Genomic DNA, 23,949 nt, shown 5'->3' with positions numbered 1-23,949 from the left:
CCCTTAATTAGTACGTACGAGCTTTCGGAGGGAAAGCTTCGCGCAGTTTCGGTGCCATATTAACCTGACGAGTCACCATGTCTTCAGATTCTGGGCGGTAAACAGAGTGAACCAACCATTTTTCGTCGTCACGGTCAGGATAGTCAGCACGGCTGTGCGCGCCACGGCTTTCAGTACGGAAGTTTGCTGCAACCGCAGTTGAGTATGCCGTTTCCATTAAGTTATCAAGTTCCATACACTCAACACGCTGAGTATTGAACTCTTTCGACGTGTCGTCTAAACGTGCATGTTTTAGGCGCTCACGAATTTCTTTCAATTCTTTCAGACCTTCTGCCATTGCGTCGCCTTCACGGAAGACCGAGAAGTTCATTTGCATGCAGTTTTGCAGGTCTTTCTTAATTTGCGCCGGATCTTCGCCTTTTTGCGTGTTTTCCCAACGGTTGTAGCGAGCCATGGCCGCTTCAACATCAGACGCTGACGATTCACGCGCTTCGCTGTTAGCCGCCAGTGTCTGACCTAAATGCATACCCGTCGCACGACCAAATACGACAAGGTCAAGCAGTGAGTTACCGCCCAAGCGGTTTGCACCGTGAACCGATACACAGGCAATTTCACCACAAGCAAACAGACCTGGTACTGGCTTGCTTTCACCTTTGTCATCAACAGTCAGAGCCTGACCGTTAACGTCGGTTGGGATACCACCCATCATGTAGTGACAGGTTGGAATAACCGGAATAGGTTCTTTAACCGGGTCAACGTGAGCAAAGGTACGAGACAGGTCACAAACACCCGGCAAACGGCTTTCCAGCGTTTCTTTGCCTAAGTGATCCAGTTTCAATTTAAGGTGTGTACCCCAAGGACCGTCACAACCACGACCTTCACGAATTTCGGTCATCATTGAACGAGCAACAACGTCACGCGATGCTAAATCTTTTGCGTTTGGTGCGTAACGCTCCATGAAGCGTTCGCCATCTTTGTTTAACAGGTAACCACCCTCGCCACGGCAACCCTCGGTTACCAGACAGCCTGAACCGGCGATACCGGTTGGGTGGAACTGCCACATTTCCATGTCTTGCACAGGAACGCCGGCACGTAACGCCATGCCAACACCGTCACCGGTATTGATGTGTGCGTTCGTGGTTGAAGCGTAGATACGACCAGCACCGCCAGTTGCTAAGACAACCGCTTTGGCTTTCACGTAGTAAACTTCACCCGTTTCCATGTTCAGAGTAGTTACACCAGTAATAGCACCATCTTGGTTCTTCACCAGATCCAGCGCATACCACTCAGAAAACACAGTCGTTTTGTTCTTAACGTTTTGCTGATACAGCAAATGCAACAGTGCGTGACCAGTACGGTCGGCAGCTGCTGCGGTACGAGCGGCTTGCTCGCCACCAAATTCTTTTGACTGACCACCAAATGGACGCTGGTACACTTTACCGTTCTCAAAACGTGAGAAAGGTAAACCCATGTTTTCCAGTTCCAAAATAGCTTCCGGACCGGCTTTACACATGTACTCGATAGCGTCCTGGTCACCAATGTAATCCGACCCTTTAACGGTGTCGAACATGTGCCATTGCCAGTCATCTTCGTGTGCATTACCTAAAGCAACGGTAATACCACCTTGTGCAGAAACCGTGTGAGAGCGCGTCGGAAACACTTTGGACATCAACGCACAGCTCATTCCCTCTTGGGAAATTTGCAGCGCTGCTCGCATGCCGGCACCGCCAGCACCAATCACCACTGCATCAAATTCTAAAGTTTTAACGTTCACTTAAACACCCCACAGTACGAATAAGCCAGTGAGCCAAACAGCGATGAGACCAACGCTGAAAACTAGCTGAATGAAAGCACGTAAGCCAGCGGCTTTTACGTAGTCAGTCAGTACCTGCCAAATGCCAATCCAACCGTGGATAAGAACCGCAGTCAGAACCAACATTGTGGCTACTTTCATCCAAATGTTAGCAAATAACCCACTCCAAACTTCATAGGTGACATCTGGCGTAGAAATGAAAAAGCCCGCCATGAATAAAGCGTATAAACAAATAACGATAGCGCTGGCACGAAGAAGGATAAAATCGTGCGAGCCACTGCGTCCGAAAGTAGCTGCTGCTGTTACCATAGCCAAACTCCTACTAGCACGGAAAGAAGAATAGAAAGTGCAATTGAAACAACCGCACTGGTTCTTCCCGAATCAAGCTCTTCCCAGTAGCCCATATCCATCACTAAATGGCGCAGGCCTATAATTAAGTGAAATCCTAGCGCTGTCAAAATACCCCAGCCAATAAATTTAGCGATAAAGCTGGTCATCAGGTTTTCAACTTGAGCAAAGCCTTCTGGTCCACTAAGGGAAACAGCAAACGCCCAAATAAGGAAAACAAGAGACACCAGCATTACGACACCTGAGATACGGTGCAAAATAGATGCTTTGGCAGCGGCAGGAAATTTAATAGTTGATAAGTCTAAATTAACAGGTCTTTCTTTTTTCACGATAGATTGCCTTTTAATAAAGCACAAAAGAAATGTCTTTCACGTGTGTGCAACAAGATATTTGTTACAAATACGGTGAAAGAGTATATCGACCCAAGCCACATTTTACAACGACAAAACAACGATTCGATAAGTGAACTGTTTAGTCATGCGACTAAAGTCTAACTTAACTCAAAAATGAGTAATCTTTTCTTCATCTTCACTACGTATACTTTGCTAGAATTAGTTCACGTTCTGCGAATTAAATTGACATTTACGGGCATGATCGAGTTAAATTAGCCCACTTTTTCAAAGTAAACAGTGAGGAGATTTCCTTATGGCTGATCGTAAAGCCACTTTACAGATTGACGGCCAATCCATTGAACTGCCAGTACTTTCACCATCGGCAGGTAAGGATGTAGTTGACGTCCGAACACTGGGAAAACACGGTTACTTCACTTTTGACCCAGGGTTCCTGGCTACGGGCTCTTGCGAGTCGGCTATCACCTACATCGATGGCGAAAACGGTGTACTTTTGCACCGCGGCTACCCTATCGGTGAACTGGCAACCAAAGCGGACTACTTAGAAGTTTGCTATATGTTGTTGCATGGCGAAGCGCCAAACGAAGAACAATATCAAGAGTTTAAGAGCACGATTACTAAGCACACGATGGTGCATCAGGGCATCCATAATTTCTTTAATGGCTTCCGTCGCGACGCGCACCCAATGGCGATGCTTTGTGCAGTCACTGGTGCCTTGTCGTCGTTTTACCACGATGATTTAGACATCCATGATGAAAACCAACGTCTGCGCAGTGCGTATCGCTTAATTGCTAAAATTCCAACGATTGCAGCAATGGCTTACAAATTCAGCATTGGTCAGCCATTCGTTTACCCACGTAACGACTTAGGCTACGCAGAAAACTTCCTGAACATGATGTTCTCTGTACCGGCCGAAGACTACAAAATTAGTCCAGCTGTGGCTCGTGCTATGGATCGTATCTTCACGTTACACGCAGACCACGAGCAAAACGCATCAACTTCAACCGTGCGTTTAGCAGGCTCTTCAGGTGCTAACCCTTATGCGTGTATCGCAGCGGGCGTTGCGTCACTATGGGGACCGGCTCACGGTGGTGCTAACGAAGCGTGTTTGCGTATGCTGGCTGAAATTGGCTCTGTTGAAAACATTCCTAAGTACATTGAGAAGGCAAAAGACAAGAATGACCCATTCCGTCTGATGGGCTTCGGTCACCGTGTTTACAAGAACATGGATCCTCGCGCAACCGTTATGCGTGAGTCTTGCCACGAAGTGCTGAAAGAGCTTAACCGTGACGATCCATTATTGGACGTTGCAATGGAGCTGGAGCGCATTGCGCTTGAAGACGACTACTTCGTTGAGAAGAAACTGTTCCCGAACGTCGACTTCTACTCAGGTATCGTACTGAAAGCTATCGGTATTCCAACGAACATGTTTACCGTTATCTTTGCTTTATCACGTACCGTTGGCTGGGTGTCTCACTGGCACGAAATGATGGGCGAAGAAAACCAAAAAATTGGTCGTCCACGTCAGTTATACACTGGCTACACACAGCGTGAATTTAGCCCAATTAAAAAGTAAGGCTAACGGCTGTTCGAAAAGGCGCTCAATGAGCGCCTTTTTTATTGGCTAAAATTCAACAAATTTACCGAAGATGTCGACAATTAGTTCGTGTACGTTGCTTTTTATTCCCTACAAAACGTGCAACTAGCCTTCAATTTATTTATACTACGTCGCATTTCGCTGGCCACCCATAGCGACAAGGCCGATTTCATTTTCAGTGAGTGCTCGCCACTGACTGCAGATAATTACAGAGAGGCTTATGCAGCAAGTAGTTAACGTACAACAACCCATCATTAAACCTCGTCGATTCAAGGTTTATCAGCACAGACAGCTTGATAAAATCGAAGCACTAAAAAAAGTGCCGGATGATATGCGTTTTGAAATGAAAGTCGTTGCTAACGTACTACCATTTCGCGTCAACGAATATGTGTTCAACGAGCTTATTGATTGGGAAAATGTACCCAACGATCCGCTGTTTCAGCTAACTTTCCCACAAAAAGACATGCTTGAGCCGTCTGCGTTTCAGCGCATGGCTGACTTAATGTCGGGTAAGCATACAACGAACGAAGTGTTCGACTTGGCGACACAGTTACGTGAGGAAATGAACCCGCATCCGGCCGGGCAAATGCAGATGAACGTACCTCATGTCGACGGTGAACCATTACCCGGTATGCAGCACAAATACCGTGAAACGGTTCTGTTTTTCCCAGCTCAAGGTCAGTACTGCCACTCTTACTGTACCTTCTGTTTCCGCTGGGCTCAGTTTGTGGGAAAAGCGACTCGCTTTAATTCTAACGACGCTGATCAACTGCACCGCTACTTAGCGCAGCACAAAGAAGTCACCGATTTACTGGTAACTGGCGGCGATCCAATGGTTATGCGTACCCGCAAACTGGCTGAGTACCTTGAAGGTCTGCTGAAGCCTGAGTTCGAACACATTAAAACCATTCGTATTGGCACTAAGTCTCTCACTTTCTGGCCGTATCGCTTCATTACCGACCCGGATGCGGATGAAATGTTGCGATTACTTGAGCGTCTGGTTGAAGGCGGTAAGCACGTGTCGATTATGGCGCACCTTAACCACCCAAATGAACTGCGTACCGAAGTCTGTCAGGAAGCCATTCGCCGTTTACGTAGTACCGGCGTACAAATTCGTTGCCAGGCGCCTCTGCTACGCCACATTAACGATGACCCGGACGCATGGGCAAACATGTGGACGAAGCAAGTGCAGCTGGGCATGATCCCTTACTATATGTTCGTTGAACGTGATACCGGTGCGAAACGCTATTTTGAGGTGCCGCTGGAACGCACTTGGGAAATCTTCCAACAGGCGTACCAACAAGTCTCTGGTATTGCGCGTACCGTTCGTGGACCGTCAATGAGTGCCGGACCAGGTAAAGTCGAAGTGCAGGGCGTAACAGAAATTGCCGGTGAGAAAGTGTTTGCACTGCGCTTTATTCAGGGTCGTAACCCTGACTGGGTACAGCGCCCATTCTTTGCCAAATACGATCCGGACGCAACCTGGCTCCATCACCTTAAGCCGGCGTTTGGGGAAGAGAAGTTTTTCTTTGAAGATGAGTATGCGCAAATGTCCAAAATGGACTAGCAGATTCCGCAAGGCCAGCTTAGTCGCTGGCCAATGCTCTCGCCCGCTGCAAGTCGGCTTCAGTGTCGATACCTGCCGCGGGCGTTTTTATTGCCTCAGCGACATGAATACGCTCACCATGCCAAAGCACGCGTAGCTGCTCTAACGACTCAATATGCTCTAATGGGCTGCTTTCCCAGGTAATGTAGTCCAATACAAAACCAGCACGATACGCATAAATACCAATGTGACGTTGATAACGTTCAACAATCTCGGGGGGCAACGGCTGCTCTTTAGCAAAGTCGTCCCGGCTCCATGGTATCGCTGCACGGCTGAAATACAGTGCATAACCGTTGCTGTCAGTCACCACTTTGACTGCATTTGGGTTAAAGATGTCTTCCGCGTCGTTTATTGGTACAGAAAGCGTCGCCATGCGCGCAGCCGTCTGGTTAGCCAGGTTATCAGCTACCTGGCGGATGATTTCCGGCGGGATAAAGGGCTCGTCGCCCTGTACGTTGACGACCACTTCGGACGTTTCAATAGCCAGTTTATTAATCACTTCGGCCAGACGCTCGGTGCCCGAATTATGCTCTGGTGAGGTCATTAATACCTGACCGCCAAAGGCTTCTACTGCGCTTTCTATTCTGCTGTCATCAGTGGCAACGATAACCCGCCCTGCACCACTTTGTTGTGCGCGCTCATAAACATGCTGAACCATGGGCTTGCCGCCGATATCAGCTAAGGGCTTACCGGGTAAACGACTTGACCCATAACGGGCCGGAATCACTACGGTGAAGCTCATGAAGGAACCTTTTCTAACTCTTCACTGCTGATTTCACGTGCTTTGTCGGCAATTAGTACCGGAATATCTTCGCTAATCGGATAGGCAAGCTGCTCACCTCGACAAACCAACTCGTCTTTTTCCACATAGTGAACCAATTTCCCCTTGCACTTAGGGCACGCCAGTATATTTAACGTTTTAGCTTCAATGGGCATTTCGTTTCCTTTCCAACTCTTTCAGTAACTGCTCTTTAAGCGAATCGGGCAGTTTGGTTGCTATTGGCTGATAATACCAATTATCTAACGCGAACGATTGGCATTTTCCAGCGTCTTTTTCTGTCATTAATAGGGGGAATTCTTTCAGGCCGCTAAAATCACTTTCAACAAACTCATGATGATCATTAAAAGGTACGGTTTGCTCTAGTTTAAAGCCTTGGTCCTTCAAGGAGTTGAAAAATCGCTGCGGGTAGCCGATAGCTGCCACTGCGTTATAAGTCTGCTCTTTATCCAGTTCGATGCGCTCATTATTGTTCACCCGATACCATTGACCATTTTCGACTTCCGTGACATACCGGGCAAATGGGTGGCGACCATAATTTGACACTACCCATTGAGAGCCTTTTAAGCGCCATGGTCCCTCTCTCAGCGGTCCTGCCGGTAACAACCAGCCATTACCAACACCACGTTCAGCGTCCAGCATAATCAGTTCAATATCGCGTTTAAGCGCATAGTGCTGGAGACCGTCATCGGAAATAATGATATCGACGTCAGGGTGTTTCTCCGCCATATACTCTGCGGCCTCAACCCGCTTGGGGGCAATAACCACGGGGCTCCCTGTTCGTTTATGCATCACCAACGGCTCGTCACCCGTTCTTTCCGCATTATCGCTCTTAGTAACAGAATGAGGAAAAGGGCCTTTCGCCCCATAGCCACGGCTAACAATACCCGGCGTCCAGCCTTCTTCCTTTAGCCACTGACAAAGCGCAATAACCATCGGTGTTTTGCCGGTACCTCCAACGCTGATATTACCCACCACAATAACCGGAAGATCCACTTTGTGACGCTTAAATAGCCCTAAAAAATAAAAACTACGGCGCAGGTTTGTCAGCAGCCAAAACAGCAATGACAACGGCGCTAGTAACAATAAAAGCGGATGAATACGCGCCTTATACCACTGCTGTTGAAGCCACATTAGGCGCCTCCGTGAAACTGTAAATTATACAGTTGGGAATAAGCGCCCTCCTGATCGAGAAGCTGTTGGTGAGTACCTCGCTCGATTATTTCACCATTATCCATCACCAAAATTTCATCGGCATTTTCGATGGTCGATAAGCGGTGCGCAATAACGATAGCTGTACGGTTTTTTCGTAACGCCCCTAAGGCCTGCTGAATATGACGCTCAGACTCCGTATCAAGTGCAGAGGTTGCTTCATCGAGAATAAGTATTGGCGCGTCTTGCAATAATGCTCTGGCTATCGCAATACGCTGACGTTGGCCGCCTGACAACATAACACCGTTTTCACCCACCATGGTATCCAGACCTTTCGGCATATTATCCGTAAACTCAGTGACGTACGCTTGCTCGGCCGCTTTGATAATGTCGTCTTTTGACACATCTTTTGACGCCCCATAAGCGATATTGTTAGCAATAGTGTCGTTAAATAACGTGACGTGCTGGGAAACCAGAGCAAATTGTCGGCGTAAGCATTTCAACTTGTAGTCATTAATATTGTGGCCATCGAGTAAAATGCGCCCCTGTTCAACATCGTAGAAACGGGTCAACAAGTTCGAAATTGTTGACTTACCACTCCCTGAGCGTCCTACCAGCGCTATCGTTTTGCCTGGGGCAACATTGAAGCTGACATGCTCTAAGGCTAAGTCATCGCCCTGCTGGTAACCAAAGCTCACATCATCAAATTCAATCTGCCCGGCCGCGCGATCAATCACTTTTGAGCCCTTATCAATTTCAATAGGCTCATCAAGGATAGTAAATACACTCGTTGCCGCAGCAATACCGCGCTGAAAGTCACTGTTCACATTGGTGAGTTGCTTTAATGGGCGTAATAGCATGATCATCGATGTCAGCAAGGTCGTGAACGCACCGGCCGATAGCTCTCCCAGCATTTCCGGGAAGCTCGCTATAACCAGAACCATCGACAAACTCAATGACGCAATGAACTGAATAACCGACGTACTAATAACGCGCGTATTCACCAGTTTCATGTTCTGGTTACGCGTCGTATTATTAATTTCAGAGAACCGTTTTGACTCTTTCTTTTGACCCTCGTGCATCACCACCACTTTGTGGCCATTAATCATTTGCTCGGCGGTGGTTGTCACATTCCCCATGGCGGTTTGAATACGGCTGCTGACTTTACGGAAACGCTTAGACACGACGGAGACAACTTTGGCGATAAGTGGTCCAACAACCAAAAAGACCAGCGATAACTGCCAGCTTTGGTAAAACATGAGACCCAGTAGTCCAATAACAAAAGCGCCTTCACGAACTAAAACGAGCAAAGCCCTGCTACTGGCTTCCGCCACTTGTTGTGTGTCATAGGTGATTTTTGAAATTAAGTCGCCGGTAGAATGCTGGTCGTGGAATGAGACTGGCAACTTCATTAAATGATCAAACAGCTGTTGTCGCATTTTTGTGACAACTTTAAAGCCCACCCAATTTAAGAAGTAGCTTGAGGCAAAATTAAAAAAGCCCCGAATAATAAAGAAAAACGGGACGAAAATGGCACCATAAATGAGAATATCGGAATTTTGCTCAGTTAACCCGTCATCAATAAGGGTTTCAATTTGCGAGAAGAATAATGTATCAACGCCAGCATATCCGATCATACCAATAACTGCGGCGATAAAAGCGAGTTTGTAAGGTTTGATATAACCAATTAAACGCTTAAAAGTCGTCTGTTTTTTTTGCTGAGAATCCATGTAGTCTCATATAAGTCATTAAAACTTTGTGCATTCTACCTGTTTTCATGAGGTAACTCCAAACTCCATGAGTACCCATTACTGGTAATGGTGATTTGCCCCACCTCTTGCGTGCCGAACCAAGGCGCACCGGTACGCTGTAAACGACCTATCGTATATCGGTGCGGGAAGTTATAGCCACGATGCTTTCCATAGCTAATAACGTACGCTTCAGCATCTACCGCCTGCAACAATGGCCAACTTGTTGACGTTTTACTGCCGTGGTGAGGAATGGTCAGAATCGTTGAATTGAGCACCTCATTTGAGCGAACTGACGTCAATAACGATTGTTCTGCTCCCATTTCAATGTCGCCGGGAAAGAGCATGGTAAATTCATGCCAACGTAACTGTACAACACACGATTCATTGTTACGGCTAAGCTGACCGCTTTTTTTATATGACGCTGTTGGCCAGTACGTGTGCAAAGACAGTTCATTCCAATAGTTCGTCTGCCCAGCCAGGCATGGCTTGCCGGTTGTCGCGCCAAACCACTTTATTCCGGGATAGCGTTTTTCTAAATAGGCTTTGCCGCCACTGTGGTCGTTGTCTTTGTGGCTGATAATAGCAAGCTCGGGGACTAACCCGTGGTACCGCAAAAAGGGTTCAATGACCTGCTCGGCCATACTGAACCCGCTGTGATAAGAAACCCCGGTGTCCATTAACAAAGCACGGCCATTTCTCTCAACAACAATCGCCTGACTTTGCCCGACATCTAACACATGGATTCGCAGTTGCCCGTCTCGCTGATTCAGTAAGACAAAGATACAGAGCGGTAAACAAACAACAAGCAAGATCCGCTGCCAAACGCGCACAACAGGGACCGTAAAGACAATAATTAGCGCCCATAACGCCCCAAAACGAGCCTCCCGGGTCGCTGCCAAAGTGTCTATTGCCATCCAATTCCAGGGATGAACACTGAGCTGATTTAAGTAAGGCATTATGTAAACGAGCGGCTGTTCTGCAATGTACCATAGCCACTGAGCGTAACGGCTACCGTCAAATAAGCTACACAAGGTTCCAATAAGTGATAGCGGTAAAATCCAAAAACTGATAAGCGGTAAGACCAGCAAGTTAACCAGTGGTGCAAACAGAGAAAAACCGCCGAATAAGTAGACCGATAACGGCGCCATGATAATTAACAGCACCCACTGGATGAACCAGAGTTGTCGCAGGTTGGCCATGCGTCCTGCTTTCGAGCGCCAACGCCAATGGCTAAAAAATAACGTGGTGACGGCGCAAATTGACAACCAAAATCCAGCATCCTGCCAGGCAAACGGATCAATAACAAAAACCCCAAAGCTCGTTCTTAGCAGCAACTGCAAGGGGGTAACCCGCACACCAAGTAATTTGTGCATAAGTACAATGCCGGCAAGAACAAGCGCACGAACCGTCGATATGGCAAAGTTTGCTAAAAATGCGTAAAACACCGCCACTAAAATACCCACACAGGCACATATCAACCGTTTGTTATAGCGTTCGCGAAAAACGGGGCTCACCGGTAGATACCGAAAACAAAACGAAACAAACAGAAACACCGCCCCAACCACCATACCGATGTGCAGCCCGGATATCGCAAGGCTGTGAGCGAGCCCAGTCTTTTGCCAAACGTCTTTTACCTCGTGTGACAGAAGGCTGCGTTCGCCAATCGTTAAGGCTGCAATAACACCGCCAAACTCTAACTCTGCCTGCTTTAAGGCATCAAAAACCTGCTGACGAATAGTAGGGGAACGGCGTACCACGGATACATTTTTGATTGAGCCGGTGGCGCTTATTCCCTGTCGCATTAAGTACGATTTATAGTTAAAGCTGCCATCGTTACGGTAACTCTTTGGTACTTTGAAGGTCGCAGTGCCTCGTATCGTATCTCCCGCTTTAAGGACGATACGTTCGTCGTAAGTGTAAAGGTTTAACTGCACTTTTATATGTTGGTACCAGGCGGGTGAGAACGCTTTTGTACGCAAAATTCGTCCCGTAATGCGCGTATGATATTGATAGACTTGAGGGATTTCATCGAGAGTCATTTGAATATCATGCTCTGAGTCAAAGTATTCACTGGGTAATGACTGAAACTCTTGCCAATAAAGGTTGGCATTCACCCAAGAAATGCCGCAAAATACAACAATAAGTAGTAACCTGATGGTTTTTAAATCCATCGCTTGCTCCCTCCCTGGAGCAAATCGAAACAGGTAATAAACATCACATTATGGCCAGACGCTTTATTCAACGCTTTATGCCTGACCACCAAAAAGTGCGTGAGTCTAAGGCAATAAGAATATTTGGCAGCCTATTGCATGATGCAAATTTATGGCACTTAAATCGGCGATCAGCCTCCGGCGCGTTCGCTGTCGGCCTGTTCTGCGCGTTTGTCCCTGTTCCTTTTCAAATGTTATTAGCGGCCGCCTCGGCCATTCCTTTCCGAGTTAATCTGCCGCTGTCCGTTGGTCTGGTTTGGGTATCGAACCCGATTACCATGCCTCCGATGTTTTATCTGTGCTACTTGGTGGGTAATGCCATTTTGGCTGAACCGCCACAGCCCTTTGCGTTTGAATTGAGTTGGGAGTGGCTGGGACATAGCATTTCGACCATTGGTCCCGCCTTTATTCTCGGCTGCTTAATTTTAGGAACACTGTCGAGTTTAATTGGCTATATTGCGATTCGCTTACTTTGGCGGCGCTCGGTCGTTAAAGCATGGCGCAACCGTCAAAGTGACTAGCCCCTGTCGTGCAGCGCCTTAGCAGGTTCTACTTTTATTGCCCGCCAAGCCGGGTAGATGGTTGCCAACCAACTCATGATAAGTGCAACAGCGCTCACTAAAACAACATCATTCCACTGCCATTGTGACGGTATGTCACTCACGAAATAGATACCGCCATCGAGAATATCGATATTAAATAACGACTCGATAAAACGCATAATGCCCGGCATGAACTGTCCTAGTAGTATACCAATACCTGCGCCCCAAAGTACGCCATAAAGCCCGTTCATGATTCCCTGCAGCATAAAGGTCAGTAGCAATGTTCGGTCCTTCATGCCCAGCGTTTTCAACATCGCAATTTGGCGACGTTTTTTCGCAACCGTCATTACCAACGTCGATACAATGTTAAAACACGCCACAGCCATTACCAGTACCAACACCAGATAAACGACCGAGCGAACCAGCTCAATATCTCTGTATAGATGCCCATGGGTGCGCGTCCAGTCATTCAGGTACACCAACTCAGGCAATTGATTACCGACCTCCTGGGCGACTGCCGGCGCGGTGAAGACATCGCTCAATGCGAGTCGAACGGAAGTGACCCCGTCGGCAATGGTTAATTCGTGCATCGCCGTATCGAGAGACACGTAGGCATTTAAGTGATCAATTTCACCACCGAATTCAAACAACCCAGTTATCTTCAGTCGTTTGCGTTTAGGAGACTGAAAGCCTCTTTGTGACTTTTCAGGAAACAAAATAGACAATGAATCGCCGACCTTGACATTCAGTTTCTCAGCGATGCCAGCGCCGAGCAAAATGCCGCCTTCAGAAGTCCAACGCTGCCAGTCCTTTTGACTGACGTAATTGGCCAGCTCAGACACCGTATTTTCTTTGGCAGGATCAATCCCTTTAAGTTGAATACCGTGAAAACTGGTATCGGTTTGCACCATAACCGTACTATTAATACCGGGTGCTGTTGCCGTCACGCCGGGGTGCTCTAACGCAATTTTGCTGATGAGCTCCCAATTTTTAAGTTCACCTTCCACAGCGCTGTATTCAACATGAGGCACCACAGACAACAACTTGTTCTGTAACACATTTTGAAAACCATTCATCATCGATAATGCGGCAATAAGCACCGCACAACCCAATGCAATACCTGTCGTTGACGACGCTGAAATAAACGATAAAAAACCCTTTTTATCGCGGCGACTGCGGAATCGTTTTGCCAAGAGCCAAGCTAAACTCATTGATGACTCACCTGTGCATCGTTATTAGACCGTTTAGCATCCAGAGTACCGTCAACTAATCGCTCAACCCGATGCAGCTGCTCGGCCAATGTGTTGTCATGCGTCACCACAATAAAGGCTGTGCCTTTTTCTTTATTCAGTTCGAGCATTAATTGATAAATACTGGCCGCCGCTTCTCCATCTAAATTCCCTGTTGGCTCGTCCGCCAGCACAATATCCGGGTTATTAACAAAAGCCCGGGCAATCGCTACTCGCTGTCGCTCACCACCAGAAAGCTGCGAAGGGCGATGTGACAAACGATGACCTAATCCAACTCGTTCTAATAAAGTTTGTGCCGTTTGCTTAGCGTTTTTTGCCTTTTCTCCGGCTATTAATAGCGGCATAGCCACATTTTCCAGTGCCGAAAATTCCGGTAATAAATGATGGAATTGATACACAAAGCCGAGGTTGCTGTTGCGCCAGCTGGACAGCTTGTCAGAAGACCAGCTTGTCATGTCCTGATCATTAAACATCAACTCACCTGTCGTTGGCTTTTCCAGCCCGCCCAGTATATGCAGTAAGGTACTTTTCCCTGAGCCTGACGCCCCAACAATAGCAACCATCTCGCCGGCAGCAATGGAAAAGTCGACTGACTTTAATACGTTAACCTGGTTATCGCCGTCCTGATAGGTCTTACTCAGTCCGCTGCAATGCAGTAAATCAGTCATATCGAAGCGCCTCCGAAGGTTGCGTGTGAGCCGCCCGTAACGCTGGGTAAACCGTCGCTAAAATGGTTAATGCAATAGCGGCGACTGCTATCAAGAAAATTTGTCCTGCTTGAATGGATACGGGTAAACCGCCGCTGCCAACGGTGAAACCGCCCCCCACTAACGCCATAATGTCGTTCAAAAACAAGCTCACCAAAAGCCCGAGAATAATGCCAATCATTGAGCCTACGACACCGTTATAAGAACCCTGCATAAGAAACACAGAGCGAATGCTTTTATGAGAAAGACCAATCGTTTGCAAAATAGCGATATCGTGGCGTTTGTCGTTAATTACCATAATAAGTGCCGACAAGGTATTAAACGCGGCCACCGCTATAATGAGTGCCAACATCAACCACATCATGCGTTTTTCCATCCCCACCGCTTCAAACAGTTGTCCGTAACTCGAACGCCAGTCAGACACCGTGAACTCAGTTTCATTGCGAATTTGCTCAGCGACAATAGGTGCCTTAAACGCATCATCTAAGTACAACTGTAAACCGGTTACGGCATTATTGGGTAAGCGAATAAGCCGAGCAATGTCATCGCCGTGCGCGAAAACCACTGAGTCATCGACTTCAGAACCCATCGAAAATATACCGCTAACGACAAATCGACGTTGCGAAGGCACTAAGCCAAACGGCGTATAAACGCCGCCTTCAGCCGCAACTAAACGGACGGTATCGCCGGGCGTTAAACCTTGTCGCTGCGCCATTCGCTCGCCAATAATAAGGTGGTAGTCTCCCGCGTTAAGTGAGTTCCAGTCGCCTTGAGTAAGTTTGCCTTTCATTGGCTCGGGTAAGCCCACATTAAGCGGATAAACCCCTTGTACTTGTGCCACCGACAGTTTGTCACTTAACTGCACAATGGCCTGAGTTTGAACATAGGGAAGTATTTGCTGAACGGCTTTAATATCCGGCAAGGCTTTGCGGGCTTCCTGCCAACGGGTCAGTTGTCGAGAGTTGTCAGAGTCATGAACCGTGACCTGAGGTACGGCCCCCAAAATGCGTTCTTTCAGCTGACCTTCAAAGCCATTCATTACTGACATCACCACGACAAGCGCCATAACGCCCAGCGCGATACCGATAAACGCAAAGCGATTTATAAAAGCGGTAAAGGGTGATCCCTGTCGTGAGCGACTGTAACGCAGTCCGATAAACAGCTCGACGGGCTGAAACATGTTCCCTCAATGTTTTTGTGGTTGCTAATTCATTACGAGCAAGCATAATGACTTGTAAACAGCCTGACAACTAAAAGCAGAGGCAATGATGCAATCGCAGACATCGATGACAGCACCAATAGGCGATTTCTTCACCATACAGGACGACTTCCCGGTGAACTTGGTTCCGCTCGACAGTGCTGACCAACTGCCAAGCGATGAGGAATTTGAAGCGCAAATTCCGGAGCTGTTTTTGATTGCCTCAAGCATGGCCGAAAGTGACACCCATAAAATTCAAGCCATTAAGGTTGAGCAGCCTGCCGGGAGCGCTTTAGTTGACTTTCTTGAACAGCAACACAAGCGTTTGAATATTCTACTTGGCTATATGCTTCGTAACGAGGACGATGCGGCGCACCGGTTCTCCGGGAAGGAATACGGTGGTGGCGGTATCCGGGTTGTTTCTGACGCTCAGTTGGAAGTCGGTCAAATGTTTCAGGCGAAACTTTTTTTCAAACAAGAAGCGTTGGCTATTTACTGTTATGCACGCCTTGAGAGCTCAGAACCACTTGATAACAGTGACCAATTTCTTTGCACTCTAAGCTTTGAGCGTATCCGCGAAGAAGATCAGGAGCTTCTCATAAGAGCAAGCCTGCACGCACAAAGCCGTCAATTAAAAGAGCGCTCCAGGCAACGCCGTGAACAAAAAAGTAATGCTGAGGAAAAAGCAGACGACTCATCCAATTCTTAGTCATTTTCAGTATAATACTGTCGTTCGCGCAGCTTTTACTGCAACCTTTTTAACGTAACTATTGAGTAGTCATGACTAAGGCATCTGTATTACGACCGCCCTTTCCTTCATCTAAAGACAAAGACATTACCTGGCAGGAGCTGCAAGGCAGTTCACCGGCACTTGCTCTGGCCAAACTGATTGACTCGACCCCGGGCCGGGTTTTGGTGGTCACTGCCGATGCCAATCAGGCCTATCGCCTTGAGGAAGAAGTTAAGTTTTTTGCCGGCGAACACACCGAGTATCATGACGACATAACGCTCTTTCCAGACTGGGAAACTCTGCCCTACGACAGTTTCTCGCCGCATCAGGATATTATCTCTGACCGCCTGTCAGTGCTGGCACGTCTGCCGTCTGCTAAGCGCGGTGCGCTTATTGTCAGCGTTAATACCTTGATGCACCGCATTGCCCCAACCTCTTATGTGTCAGGGCAGGCACTGCAAATAGAAAAAGGTCAGCAGCTGGATGCCATTAAGTTGCGGGAAAAACTTGAGCGAGCAGGCTACCGGCATGTTAACCAGGTTATGGAGCACGGTGAATTCAGTGCGCGTGGCTCCATTTTAGACTTGTTCCCGATGGGCAGCGAAACGCCCTATCGACTGGATTTTTTTGATGATGAAGTCGATACCATTCGTCCGTTTGATCCGGAAACTCAGCTGTCAAAAGACCCGATAGACGATATTAACTTATTGCCGGCACACGAGTTCCCGATGACCAAAACCGCGATTGAGCGGTTCCGCGCCCAATATCGCGAGCGTTTTGAAGCCAGTACGGAACGCGAATCTGTGTATCAACAAGTCAGCAAAGGCCAGCTGCCGGGTGGTATCGAATACTATCTACCATTATTTTTTGAGGAAACTTCCTCGCTGTTTGACTATTTGCCGGAAGACACGGTACTAGTGACCTTTGGCAACATTCAGGCAAGTCTTGAACGACTCTGGCAGGACATTAATCACCGTTACGACCAGCGTCAGTTCGACCCGCTGCGTCCATTGCTGCATCCGAACGAGGTGTTTTTACCGGTTGATGCAATTCACGCTAGCTTTAAGCAGTACCGCCGCGTGCGTGCCAGCGTTCCTGCAGAGATGGCACAACCGGGCCCGGTTCAGTTTCACTCGCAGTCGGTGTCCGACATAGCCGCCGACCACCATCAAAAAGCGCCTTTTGAAAAGCTCAACCGCGTTATTACCAACGCTTTAGAAAAATCAGAGCGGATTATTCTCTCCGGAGAAACCGCTGGACGCCGTGAAGCACTGCGGGAGATTATTGCCAAGCTGGGTCATAAAGTGACGCTGTGTCAGCATTTAGGAGACGCGCCTGCAAAAGGTGTTGGGTTAATTATAAGCCCCATCGTCAACTCCTTTTACTTACCCGACGCCAAACTCTGGTTCATTACCGAGACAGAGCTTTTTGGCAGCCGAGTGGTGCAAAGTCGCCGCCGCGAGCAAAAGGCGACGGTCAGTGCCGATACACTCATTCGTAACCTGGCGGAGTTGCAACCCGGGCAACCCGTCGTTCATATCGATCACGGCGTCGGTCGCTATCAGGGTCTGACAACACTGGATGCCGGTAATGTCACTACAGAGTTCGTGACTATTGAATACGCAGGTGCCTCAAAGCTTTATGTGCCGGTAGCCAACCTAAACGTGTTAAGTCGGTACAGCGGCGGCGAAGAAAGCCATGCACCATTACACAAACTGGGCAACGATGCCTGGGAAAAAGCCAAAAAACGGGCGGCTGAAAAAGTACGGGACGTTGCTGCTGAACTGCTCGACATCTATGCTCGCCGGGAAGCTAAGCCCGGTTACCCATTCAAAATTAATGACGAAGACTACCAGCGTTTTGCCGCTGGCTTCCCGTTTGAAGAAACTATTGACCAGCATACCGCTATTGAAGCGGTTAAACATGACATGCAGCAACCTCGGGCGATGGATCGGCTGGTGTGCGGTGACGTTGGCTTTGGTAAAACGGAAGTGGCCATGCGCGGCGCCTTTATTGCGGTAAACGAAGGTAAACAAGTCATGGTGTTAGTGCCCACCACGTTGTTGGCACAACAGCATTACGAAAACTTCAGTGACCGTTTCGCCGATATGCCAGTACGTGTGGAGGTACTTTCTCGGTTTAAAACGACCAAGCAGTCTAACGCCATTCTTAACGACCTTGCAGACGGCAAAGTCGATATTATTATCGGCACACACAAGTTGCTGCAGGATACCGTGAAGTGCCGCGATCTCGGCTTACTCATTGTCGATGAAGAGCATCGATTTGGCGTACGCCAGAAGGAAACCATTAAGCGACTGCGAGCCGATGTTGATATTCTGACATTAACCGCAACCCCGATTCCGCGAACACTGAACATGGCCATGAATAACATTCGTGACCTGTCAATAATCGCAACGCCACCAGCGAAACGCCTGGCCGTTAAAACGTTCGTGCGGGAGTATGACGAACCGACGGTGCGAGAAGCGATACTGCGTGAAATCCTACGCGGCGGTCAGGTGTACTTCCTACACAACAACGTAGACACCATTGAAAAAACTGCCCGCGACATTGAAGAGCTGGTACCGGAAGCCCGTGTCACTATTGCCCACGGGCAAATGCGTGAACGTGAGCTTGAACAAATTATGTCAGACTTTTACCACCAGCGTTTCAACGTATTGGTGTGTACGACCATTATTGAGACCGGCATTGATATTCCCAGCGCCAATACCATTATCATGGATCGCGCTGATCATCTTGGTCTGGCGCAAATGCACCAGCTTCGAGGCCGTGTCGGACGTTCGCATCATCAGGCGTATGCTTATTTGTTAACCCCGCATCCTAAGCGTATGACTAAAGACGCCGCTAAGCGCCTAGAGGCCATTTCTCAATTAGAAGACTTGGGCGCGGGCTTTATGCTGGCCACCCATGACTTAGAAATTCGGGGCGCTGGTGAGTTACTGGGCGACGACCAGAGCGGCCAAATTGAAAGCATCGGCTTCACTTTATACATGGACATGTTGGAACAAGCCGTTGATGCGTTAAAAGCAGGTAAAGAACCGTCACTGTCGCAATTACTGCATGAGCGTTCAGAAATTGACTTGAAATTACCGGCACTGCTACCTGATGACTATATTCCGGATATTAATAATCGTCTTAGCCTGTATAAGCGCATTGCTAATTGCGAAACCAATAAAGAAATTGATGATATTCAAGTGGAACTAATTGACCGATTTGGACTACTGCCTGACGCGGCTAAGAACTTGTTGCGTCAAACCAGTCTAAGGAACCATGCCGAACAATTAGGTATTCGCAAAGTGGATGTCGGTAATCAAGGCGGTGTCATTGAGTTTGCGGATAACACCAAGATAAACCCGGAAGTAATTATCGGGTTAATTCAAAAAGCCCCGAACCATTACAAACTGGACGGTCCAAACCGGCTGCGCATCAGTCAGTCGCTTGAAGATACTCAAAGTCGCTTAAAACTGATAGAGTCTTTACTTGATGAGTTTTCTGAGCAGTCGGAAGCCTAGTGCACAAGGAGAGCAAATTAATGGCGTCAGTCACCAGTCTGATTAAACACAGTTTAATTGCTGCTATTGTCGTTGCAGCCACTTACCCGGTGAGTGCAAAGGCGCTGCCGGATAAGGACTACTGGCGCTGGTTTGAAGTCGAAGTTTTGGTGTTCAAGCAACGTATTGCTGATCAGTCCAGCGAACAATTCCAGCTGTCGCCAACTCGTATCGACGCACGCAAAAAACGCGACTTGCTGACTTCTTTCTTAATCAATAAGCCACGAGCATTAATCAGCGGATTACCCATTTGTGAGCCATTAGACGACACTCAACTAATTGACTTAGCCTGTCGCTATGAAAACGAAGAGCAATGGATTCCAATTGCGGGTAACCCTTTAGCTCCGCCAGCGCCGCTTATGGCATTGCCTGAAACCCCGGTTGTCATTGACGGCAAAGGTGGCGACATTAATACGGCAGCCGCCCCGTTTTTAGTGCCGGCTGAGAAGCTGGAGCTGAATGAAATTCGCACTGAACTGCTCAAAAAAGGCCAGGCTACGCCGCTGCTGCACCTGGCCTGGCGACAGCCGGTTTTCAAAAAAGGTGTGGGACCCAAATACCGCTTATTTGCCGGAACCAATTACTCAAATGACTTTTTTTACGACGGTTTTCCTAAGCAAGACGAGGAATTTGTCGCGCCGTTAAGAAACCCAAATGTCAATAACGTCCGGACCGATATCGAACAGTTATTTAATCTAATAGAAAGTGGTCAACAGCCGTTTAAACCTGTCAGCAAACTGCCACAGCCTGAGCAAACACCCTCACTCAATCGGAAGCACCCTCTGGTTTGGGAGTTCGATGGCCTTATCGACATTTATCTGATTGGCAATTACTTACACATTGACGGTGAGTTTAACTTGCGAGAAATGGACAGCCTAAAGCGCATTGGTAACAGCATTGAAGAGCAAGCAACACTGGCATTAGCCGGCGCGCAAACCGATACTGAGTTTTTACGCAGTTATTACTTTTCGCAACTGCGCCGCGTGATTAGCCATGAAACACATTATTTTGACCATCCGAAACTCGGCGTTGTTGTCCAAATTCGTCGGACTGATCTGTCTGCGCCACGATACTAATACGGAGGCCGATAATGGAAAAGTATGAAGAGCTTCTGTTAGCACTTAGAAAAGTGATTAGAGCCATCGATTTATACTCAAAACAACTCAACAAATATTCCGGGCTCACTGCCCCGCAGCTGCTTATTCTAAGAGAAATTAAAGCCGCCGATGGCATTACCGCCAGTAAAGTGGCTCAAAACATTAACTTAAGTCCGGCCACGGTTTCTAACGTGATTGAGCGGCTCGAACATCGTCGACTTATTCATCGGCACCGCAGTGAGCAGGACAAGCGACGTGTATCGCTGTACCTGACCGATAGCGGTATGGAGCTGCTGAATAAGGCCCCGCAACCGCTACAGGAAGACTTTATTGAAAAGTTTCAAGGGTTAGAGGAATGGGAACAGTCCTTACTGCTTTCCTCCATGCAACGCATTGCCAACATGATGGACGCTGAGCGACTCGACGCCGCCCCGGTTTTGGAAGTCGGCAGCTATCACAAACTGGATCATTAATTATGACAGCCTCACTGTTTAAAAAAACGTCGTTAATAACGGCTTTAGCCGCCGCCATTTCGCCTATTGCTGCAGTCGCTGATGTCTGCCAAACCGACAACCCAAACATTACGCCCATTAATATTGTTCAAGGCAGCGGTTTTAGCTCGCCGAAAGCGAGTGAAACGGTCACCGTCAGAGGCATAGTGACAGCGAGCTGGCAGTCTGAAAATGAACTGGGTGGCTTTTTTATTGAAAGCGCGCCGACTGACACGGATGACAATTTGGGTACGTCTGAAGGCTTATTCGTGCAAACCAGCAAACACATTGGCAAAATAGAGCCGAAAGACACCATTGTGCTTACAGGTGTCATTCAGGAAGTTGACGAACTTACTACGCTAACCGACGTAAGCGACTTAACCTCCTGTGGCTCAGTTGATGCGCTACCGAAGCCCACTCCGTTCACTCTACCCGTTGTCGATAAAAAGCACTTTGAACGTATCGAGGGTATGCGCGTCAAGCTTTCCAGTGGCAACAATGAAACTCTCACTATTTCAGGGAACTACAACTACACGCGATATGGCTTTGTTGACGTATCCGCAGGTCGTTTGTGGACACCCTCACAAATTGTGCAACCCGGCGAAGAAGCTCGCGAACTGGCAGCAAAGAATGAGCTGAATCGCATTCAAATGGACGACAACAGCAATAAAAGAGCCCCCCGTCCATTGCCTTTTGAAGAGCTATTTTCAGGCCCTCACAACAGTTTACGGACAGGTACCGAAATTGAGCCGTTGGTTGGTATCGCCAGTCAATTTAATCGCCGCTACCGGTTTCAACCTTTAGAAACGCCTCAGCTGAAGTCAGCAGCGAAAACGGTCGCTTATAACGCTCCCGACAAAGCCGGAGGCACGCTGAGAATCGCTAGTTTTAATGTTTTAAACTTCTTCAATGGTAATGGCATGGGGCAGGGCTTCCCTACCCCACGTGGCGCCGACACGCCTGACGAAATGAAACGCCAGCAGGCCAAAATCGTGTCGGCAATAAACGCACTAAACGCCGATGTTATCGGCATTATGGAAGTTGAAAATGACGGCTTCGGAGAACATAGTGCCATTCGTCAATTGGTCGATGCGTTAAACGATTCCGGCCCGGTCACCTATTACATCTCTGAACCACAAGCTCAGCGTATTGGCGGCGACCAGATAACCGTTGGACTGATATACAACAAAGACACCGTTAGCGCCTCTTCTCATGCGCTAGTGAACACCGCTGGTGCATTCGCCTGGGGCAGCCGACCACCATTGGCACAAACACTCACCGATAAAAATACCAGCGAACCGTTTACCGTTGTGGTTAACCATTTTAAGTCCAAAGGTAGTTGCCCCGAAGACGAAGAAAGTCCTAATAGCAACCAAAACGACGGCCAGGCGTGTTGGAACGCCCTACGCCTTAAATCCGCTCAGCAATTAAGCAAATGGATAGCGGAGGAGTCCTTCCCAAACACGGTGTTACTCGGAGACTTTAATGCCTACTTTATGGAAGACCCGATTCAATACCTATCGAACAACGGGTATTACAACCCGTCAAAAGCAACGGACTATTCGTATGTTTATGACAGCCAAGCCGGAGCACTTGATCACGTTTTTGTTGAAAATGAACTGAAAGACAATATCTCAGGTGTGTATCACTTACCGTTTAATGCTGATGAGCCCTGGATTTATGACTACCGCAATGCCGAGTTTTACGAGCCAACACCTTATCGTTCGTCAGACCACGATCCATTAGTGTTGGATTTACGTTTTTCTGCATCGGGCATGTAGGCGTTTGTCGTTCCAAAGTGAACCTCAAACTCAATACCCACTAACCATTGGCCTTGCCGTTGCTCTTGCAAGTGGCTGCGAGGCCAGTGATACCCCACCCAGCTTTCCACAAAAAACCATTCTCTTAAATAGCGCTGTCTGTTGAGTAAACGAAGGCCATAGTCGCTGACTGGCACTTCATGGTCCGTTTGCCCCTCTACCCAGGTTTCTGTCGCCCAGGCTTTATCCTCGTTGTATAGGTGATATAGGCGTGCCGTTGAGCTCCAGCGTAAGCCTTCCGTTTCTTCTGCAAAGGTACCTAACGCCCCCCATTGCAGCAACCAGCGCTCATTCAATGCCGACTCATAGTTAAAACGTTGAGACACGCCAAAACCATCGCTGTCTCGCCAAAATGCCGCTGACTGCAGTTTTAATTGTTGCTTATCGGAAATCACAAAGCCCGTCATATAGCGTGCCCTGACGTAAGTATCAAAACGCAGACCACCACGAATGCCAATACTGTAAGAAACCCGATGCCCTTCGTGAATTTCAGGATCAAACCCCAACCCAACCAACCATTCTCGGTCAGATTCCGGGGAGCGTATCACCGACGGTTTACCGGTTGACTCTTCGTCTAAAAACTCGTCATCATCCACACGCCCGATAAACGCTGACACATTGTCTTTCAGGTTAGGCAATGCGACACGAGCTCGAAAACGCGACTTTACTTCGAAACCGTCGTATTCGTCCCATTGCGGGGCGACCGACAATCGCCCATACGAACGATGGTATTCATTTTCAAATTTTCCGTCACCAAACAAACCGTCAAACCACAGCGCCGTTGCATCAACCGTATCGCCTAGCCCCACTCTGAAACCGTCCAACCAAAAGTCGTCGTCTTTTTGCTCCTGAGCGATAGCGATACAGGGCAAAGTACAACTTAAGGTGAGAATGATTGAGTAAGTAATCTTTTTCATAAAAATTGGTCTATAAAGTAATA

At 48.0% G+C, this 23,949-nt stretch carries 20 protein-coding genes; 8 read left to right on the top strand and 12 right to left on the bottom strand.

The genetic code is table 11. From position 1 onward, the window contains the following. Positions 1-7: 7 nt before the first annotated feature. From sdhA to sdhC, 3 genes are read right to left on the bottom strand one after another with little or no spacing between them, the layout of a single operon-like run. On the bottom strand, positions 8-1,774 hold the full coding sequence (gene sdhA, locus CEW91_RS05195) for a succinate dehydrogenase flavoprotein subunit (protein WP_088767972.1): 1,767 nt from the start codon (positions 1,772-1,774) through the stop codon (positions 8-10). Next, positions 1,775-2,122: a succinate dehydrogenase, hydrophobic membrane anchor protein gene (sdhD, locus tag CEW91_RS05190; protein ID WP_053952372.1), complete on the bottom strand. Its 348-nt coding sequence runs from the start codon at positions 2,120-2,122 to the stop codon at positions 1,775-1,777. Next, the gene (gene sdhC, locus CEW91_RS05185; RefSeq protein WP_088767971.1) at positions 2,116-2,490 is read right to left on the bottom strand and encodes a succinate dehydrogenase, cytochrome b556 subunit; all 375 of its coding nucleotides are present in this window, start codon (positions 2,488-2,490) and stop codon (positions 2,116-2,118) included. The genes sdhD and sdhC overlap by 7 nt, the downstream gene beginning before the upstream one ends. Positions 2,491-2,806: 316 nt before the next feature. Between sdhC and gltA the strand changes: the two genes are divergently transcribed. Next, the gene (gene gltA / locus CEW91_RS05180; protein ID WP_088767970.1) at positions 2,807-4,087 is read left to right on the top strand and encodes a citrate synthase; all 1,281 of its coding nucleotides are present in this window, start codon (positions 2,807-2,809) and stop codon (positions 4,085-4,087) included. 241 nt (positions 4,088-4,328) lie between these two features. Further along, positions 4,329-5,675: a KamA family radical SAM protein gene (locus CEW91_RS05175; RefSeq protein WP_088767969.1), complete on the top strand. Its 1,347-nt coding sequence runs from the start codon at positions 4,329-4,331 to the stop codon at positions 5,673-5,675. 19 nt (positions 5,676-5,694) lie between these two features. On the opposite strand, the gene kdsB is transcribed toward CEW91_RS05175, so the two are convergent. Genes kdsB through CEW91_RS05150 form a run of 5 tightly spaced genes read right to left on the bottom strand, consistent with a single transcriptional unit; the run spans position 5,695 to position 11,566 of the window. Beyond that, the gene (kdsB, locus tag CEW91_RS05170; protein WP_088767968.1) at positions 5,695-6,456 is read right to left on the bottom strand and encodes a 3-deoxy-manno-octulosonate cytidylyltransferase; all 762 of its coding nucleotides are present in this window, start codon (positions 6,454-6,456) and stop codon (positions 5,695-5,697) included. Beyond that, on the bottom strand, positions 6,453-6,650 hold the full coding sequence (locus CEW91_RS05165) for a Trm112 family protein (protein ID WP_088767967.1): 198 nt from the start codon (positions 6,648-6,650) through the stop codon (positions 6,453-6,455). Before CEW91_RS05165 ends, kdsB begins: the two co-directional genes overlap by 4 nt. Continuing rightward, the gene (lpxK, locus tag CEW91_RS05160; protein ID WP_088767966.1) at positions 6,640-7,626 is read right to left on the bottom strand and encodes a tetraacyldisaccharide 4'-kinase; all 987 of its coding nucleotides are present in this window, start codon (positions 7,624-7,626) and stop codon (positions 6,640-6,642) included. Before lpxK ends, CEW91_RS05165 begins: the two co-directional genes overlap by 11 nt. Further along, positions 7,626-9,374 carry a lipid A export permease/ATP-binding protein MsbA gene (gene msbA / locus CEW91_RS05155; protein ID WP_088767965.1) on the bottom strand — a complete coding sequence of 583 codons (1,749 nt, stop codon included), beginning with the start codon at positions 9,372-9,374 and terminating at the stop codon, positions 7,626-7,628. Before msbA ends, lpxK begins: the two co-directional genes overlap by 1 nt. 35 nt (positions 9,375-9,409) lie before the next feature. Then, positions 9,410-11,566 carry a DNA internalization-related competence protein ComEC/Rec2 gene (locus CEW91_RS05150; protein WP_088767964.1) on the bottom strand — a complete coding sequence of 719 codons (2,157 nt, stop codon included), beginning with the start codon at positions 11,564-11,566 and terminating at the stop codon, positions 9,410-9,412. Between the two features lie 50 nt (positions 11,567-11,616). On the opposite strand from CEW91_RS05150, the gene CEW91_RS05145 reads away from it, so the two are divergent. After that, entirely contained in the window at positions 11,617-12,126 is a 510-nt protein-coding gene (locus CEW91_RS05145; protein WP_088767963.1) for a DUF2062 domain-containing protein, read from the top strand. Here CEW91_RS05145 and CEW91_RS05140 read toward each other — a convergent pair. From CEW91_RS05140 to CEW91_RS05130, 3 genes are read right to left on the bottom strand one after another with little or no spacing between them, the layout of a single operon-like run. After that, on the bottom strand, positions 12,123-13,358 hold the full coding sequence (locus CEW91_RS05140; RefSeq protein WP_088767962.1) for a lipoprotein-releasing ABC transporter permease subunit: 1,236 nt from the start codon (positions 13,356-13,358) through the stop codon (positions 12,123-12,125). The two genes, CEW91_RS05145 and CEW91_RS05140, sit on opposite strands and share 4 nt — an antisense overlap. After that, complete coding sequence (lolD, locus tag CEW91_RS05135) at positions 13,355-14,065, bottom strand: lipoprotein-releasing ABC transporter ATP-binding protein LolD (RefSeq protein ID WP_088767961.1); 711 nt, start codon at positions 14,063-14,065, stop codon at positions 13,355-13,357. The genes CEW91_RS05140 and lolD overlap by 4 nt, the downstream gene beginning before the upstream one ends. After that, a complete protein-coding gene (locus tag CEW91_RS05130; protein WP_088767960.1) occupies positions 14,058-15,284 on the bottom strand; it encodes a lipoprotein-releasing ABC transporter permease subunit in 1,227 nt (408 codons plus the stop codon). The genes lolD and CEW91_RS05130 overlap by 8 nt, the downstream gene beginning before the upstream one ends. 85 nt (positions 15,285-15,369) lie before the next feature. Here CEW91_RS05130 and CEW91_RS05125 point away from each other — a divergent pair, with 85 nt between their 5' ends. The 5 genes from CEW91_RS05125 (at position 15,370) to CEW91_RS05105 (ending at position 22,970) form a co-directional block, all read left to right on the top strand. Continuing rightward, positions 15,370-16,011 carry a PilZ domain-containing protein gene (locus tag CEW91_RS05125; protein ID WP_088767959.1) on the top strand — a complete coding sequence of 214 codons (642 nt, stop codon included), beginning with the start codon at positions 15,370-15,372 and terminating at the stop codon, positions 16,009-16,011. Between the two features lie 71 nt (positions 16,012-16,082). Further along, entirely contained in the window at positions 16,083-19,562 is a 3,480-nt protein-coding gene (gene mfd / locus CEW91_RS05120; RefSeq protein WP_088767958.1) for a transcription-repair coupling factor, read from the top strand. 20 nt (positions 19,563-19,582) lie between these two features. Then, positions 19,583-20,677, top strand: coding sequence for a CsiV family protein (locus CEW91_RS05115; protein WP_088767957.1), 1,095 nt, complete (start codon positions 19,583-19,585; stop codon positions 20,675-20,677). A 14-nt stretch (positions 20,678-20,691) separates the two neighbouring features. Further along, positions 20,692-21,171: a MarR family winged helix-turn-helix transcriptional regulator gene (locus CEW91_RS05110; RefSeq protein ID WP_088767956.1), complete on the top strand. Its 480-nt coding sequence runs from the start codon at positions 20,692-20,694 to the stop codon at positions 21,169-21,171. 2 nt (positions 21,172-21,173) lie between these two features. Then, positions 21,174-22,970 (top strand): ExeM/NucH family extracellular endonuclease, encoded by a 1,797-nt coding sequence (locus CEW91_RS05105; RefSeq protein WP_088767955.1) that lies wholly within the window; start codon positions 21,174-21,176, stop codon positions 22,968-22,970. On the opposite strand, the gene CEW91_RS05100 is transcribed toward CEW91_RS05105, so the two are convergent. Beyond that, positions 22,907-23,926, bottom strand: coding sequence for a hypothetical protein (locus CEW91_RS05100; RefSeq protein WP_088767954.1), 1,020 nt, complete (start codon positions 23,924-23,926; stop codon positions 22,907-22,909). The two genes, CEW91_RS05105 and CEW91_RS05100, sit on opposite strands and share 64 nt — an antisense overlap. Positions 23,927-23,949 lie beyond the last annotated feature (23 nt).

It is taken from the genome of Idiomarina piscisalsi (genome assembly GCF_002211765.1).
Taxonomy (GTDB): Bacteria; Pseudomonadota; Gammaproteobacteria; order Enterobacterales; family Alteromonadaceae; genus Idiomarina; species Idiomarina piscisalsi_A.
Note: the sequence above shows the minus strand (reverse complement) of the source record. Positions and strands in the feature narration are given on the sequence as shown.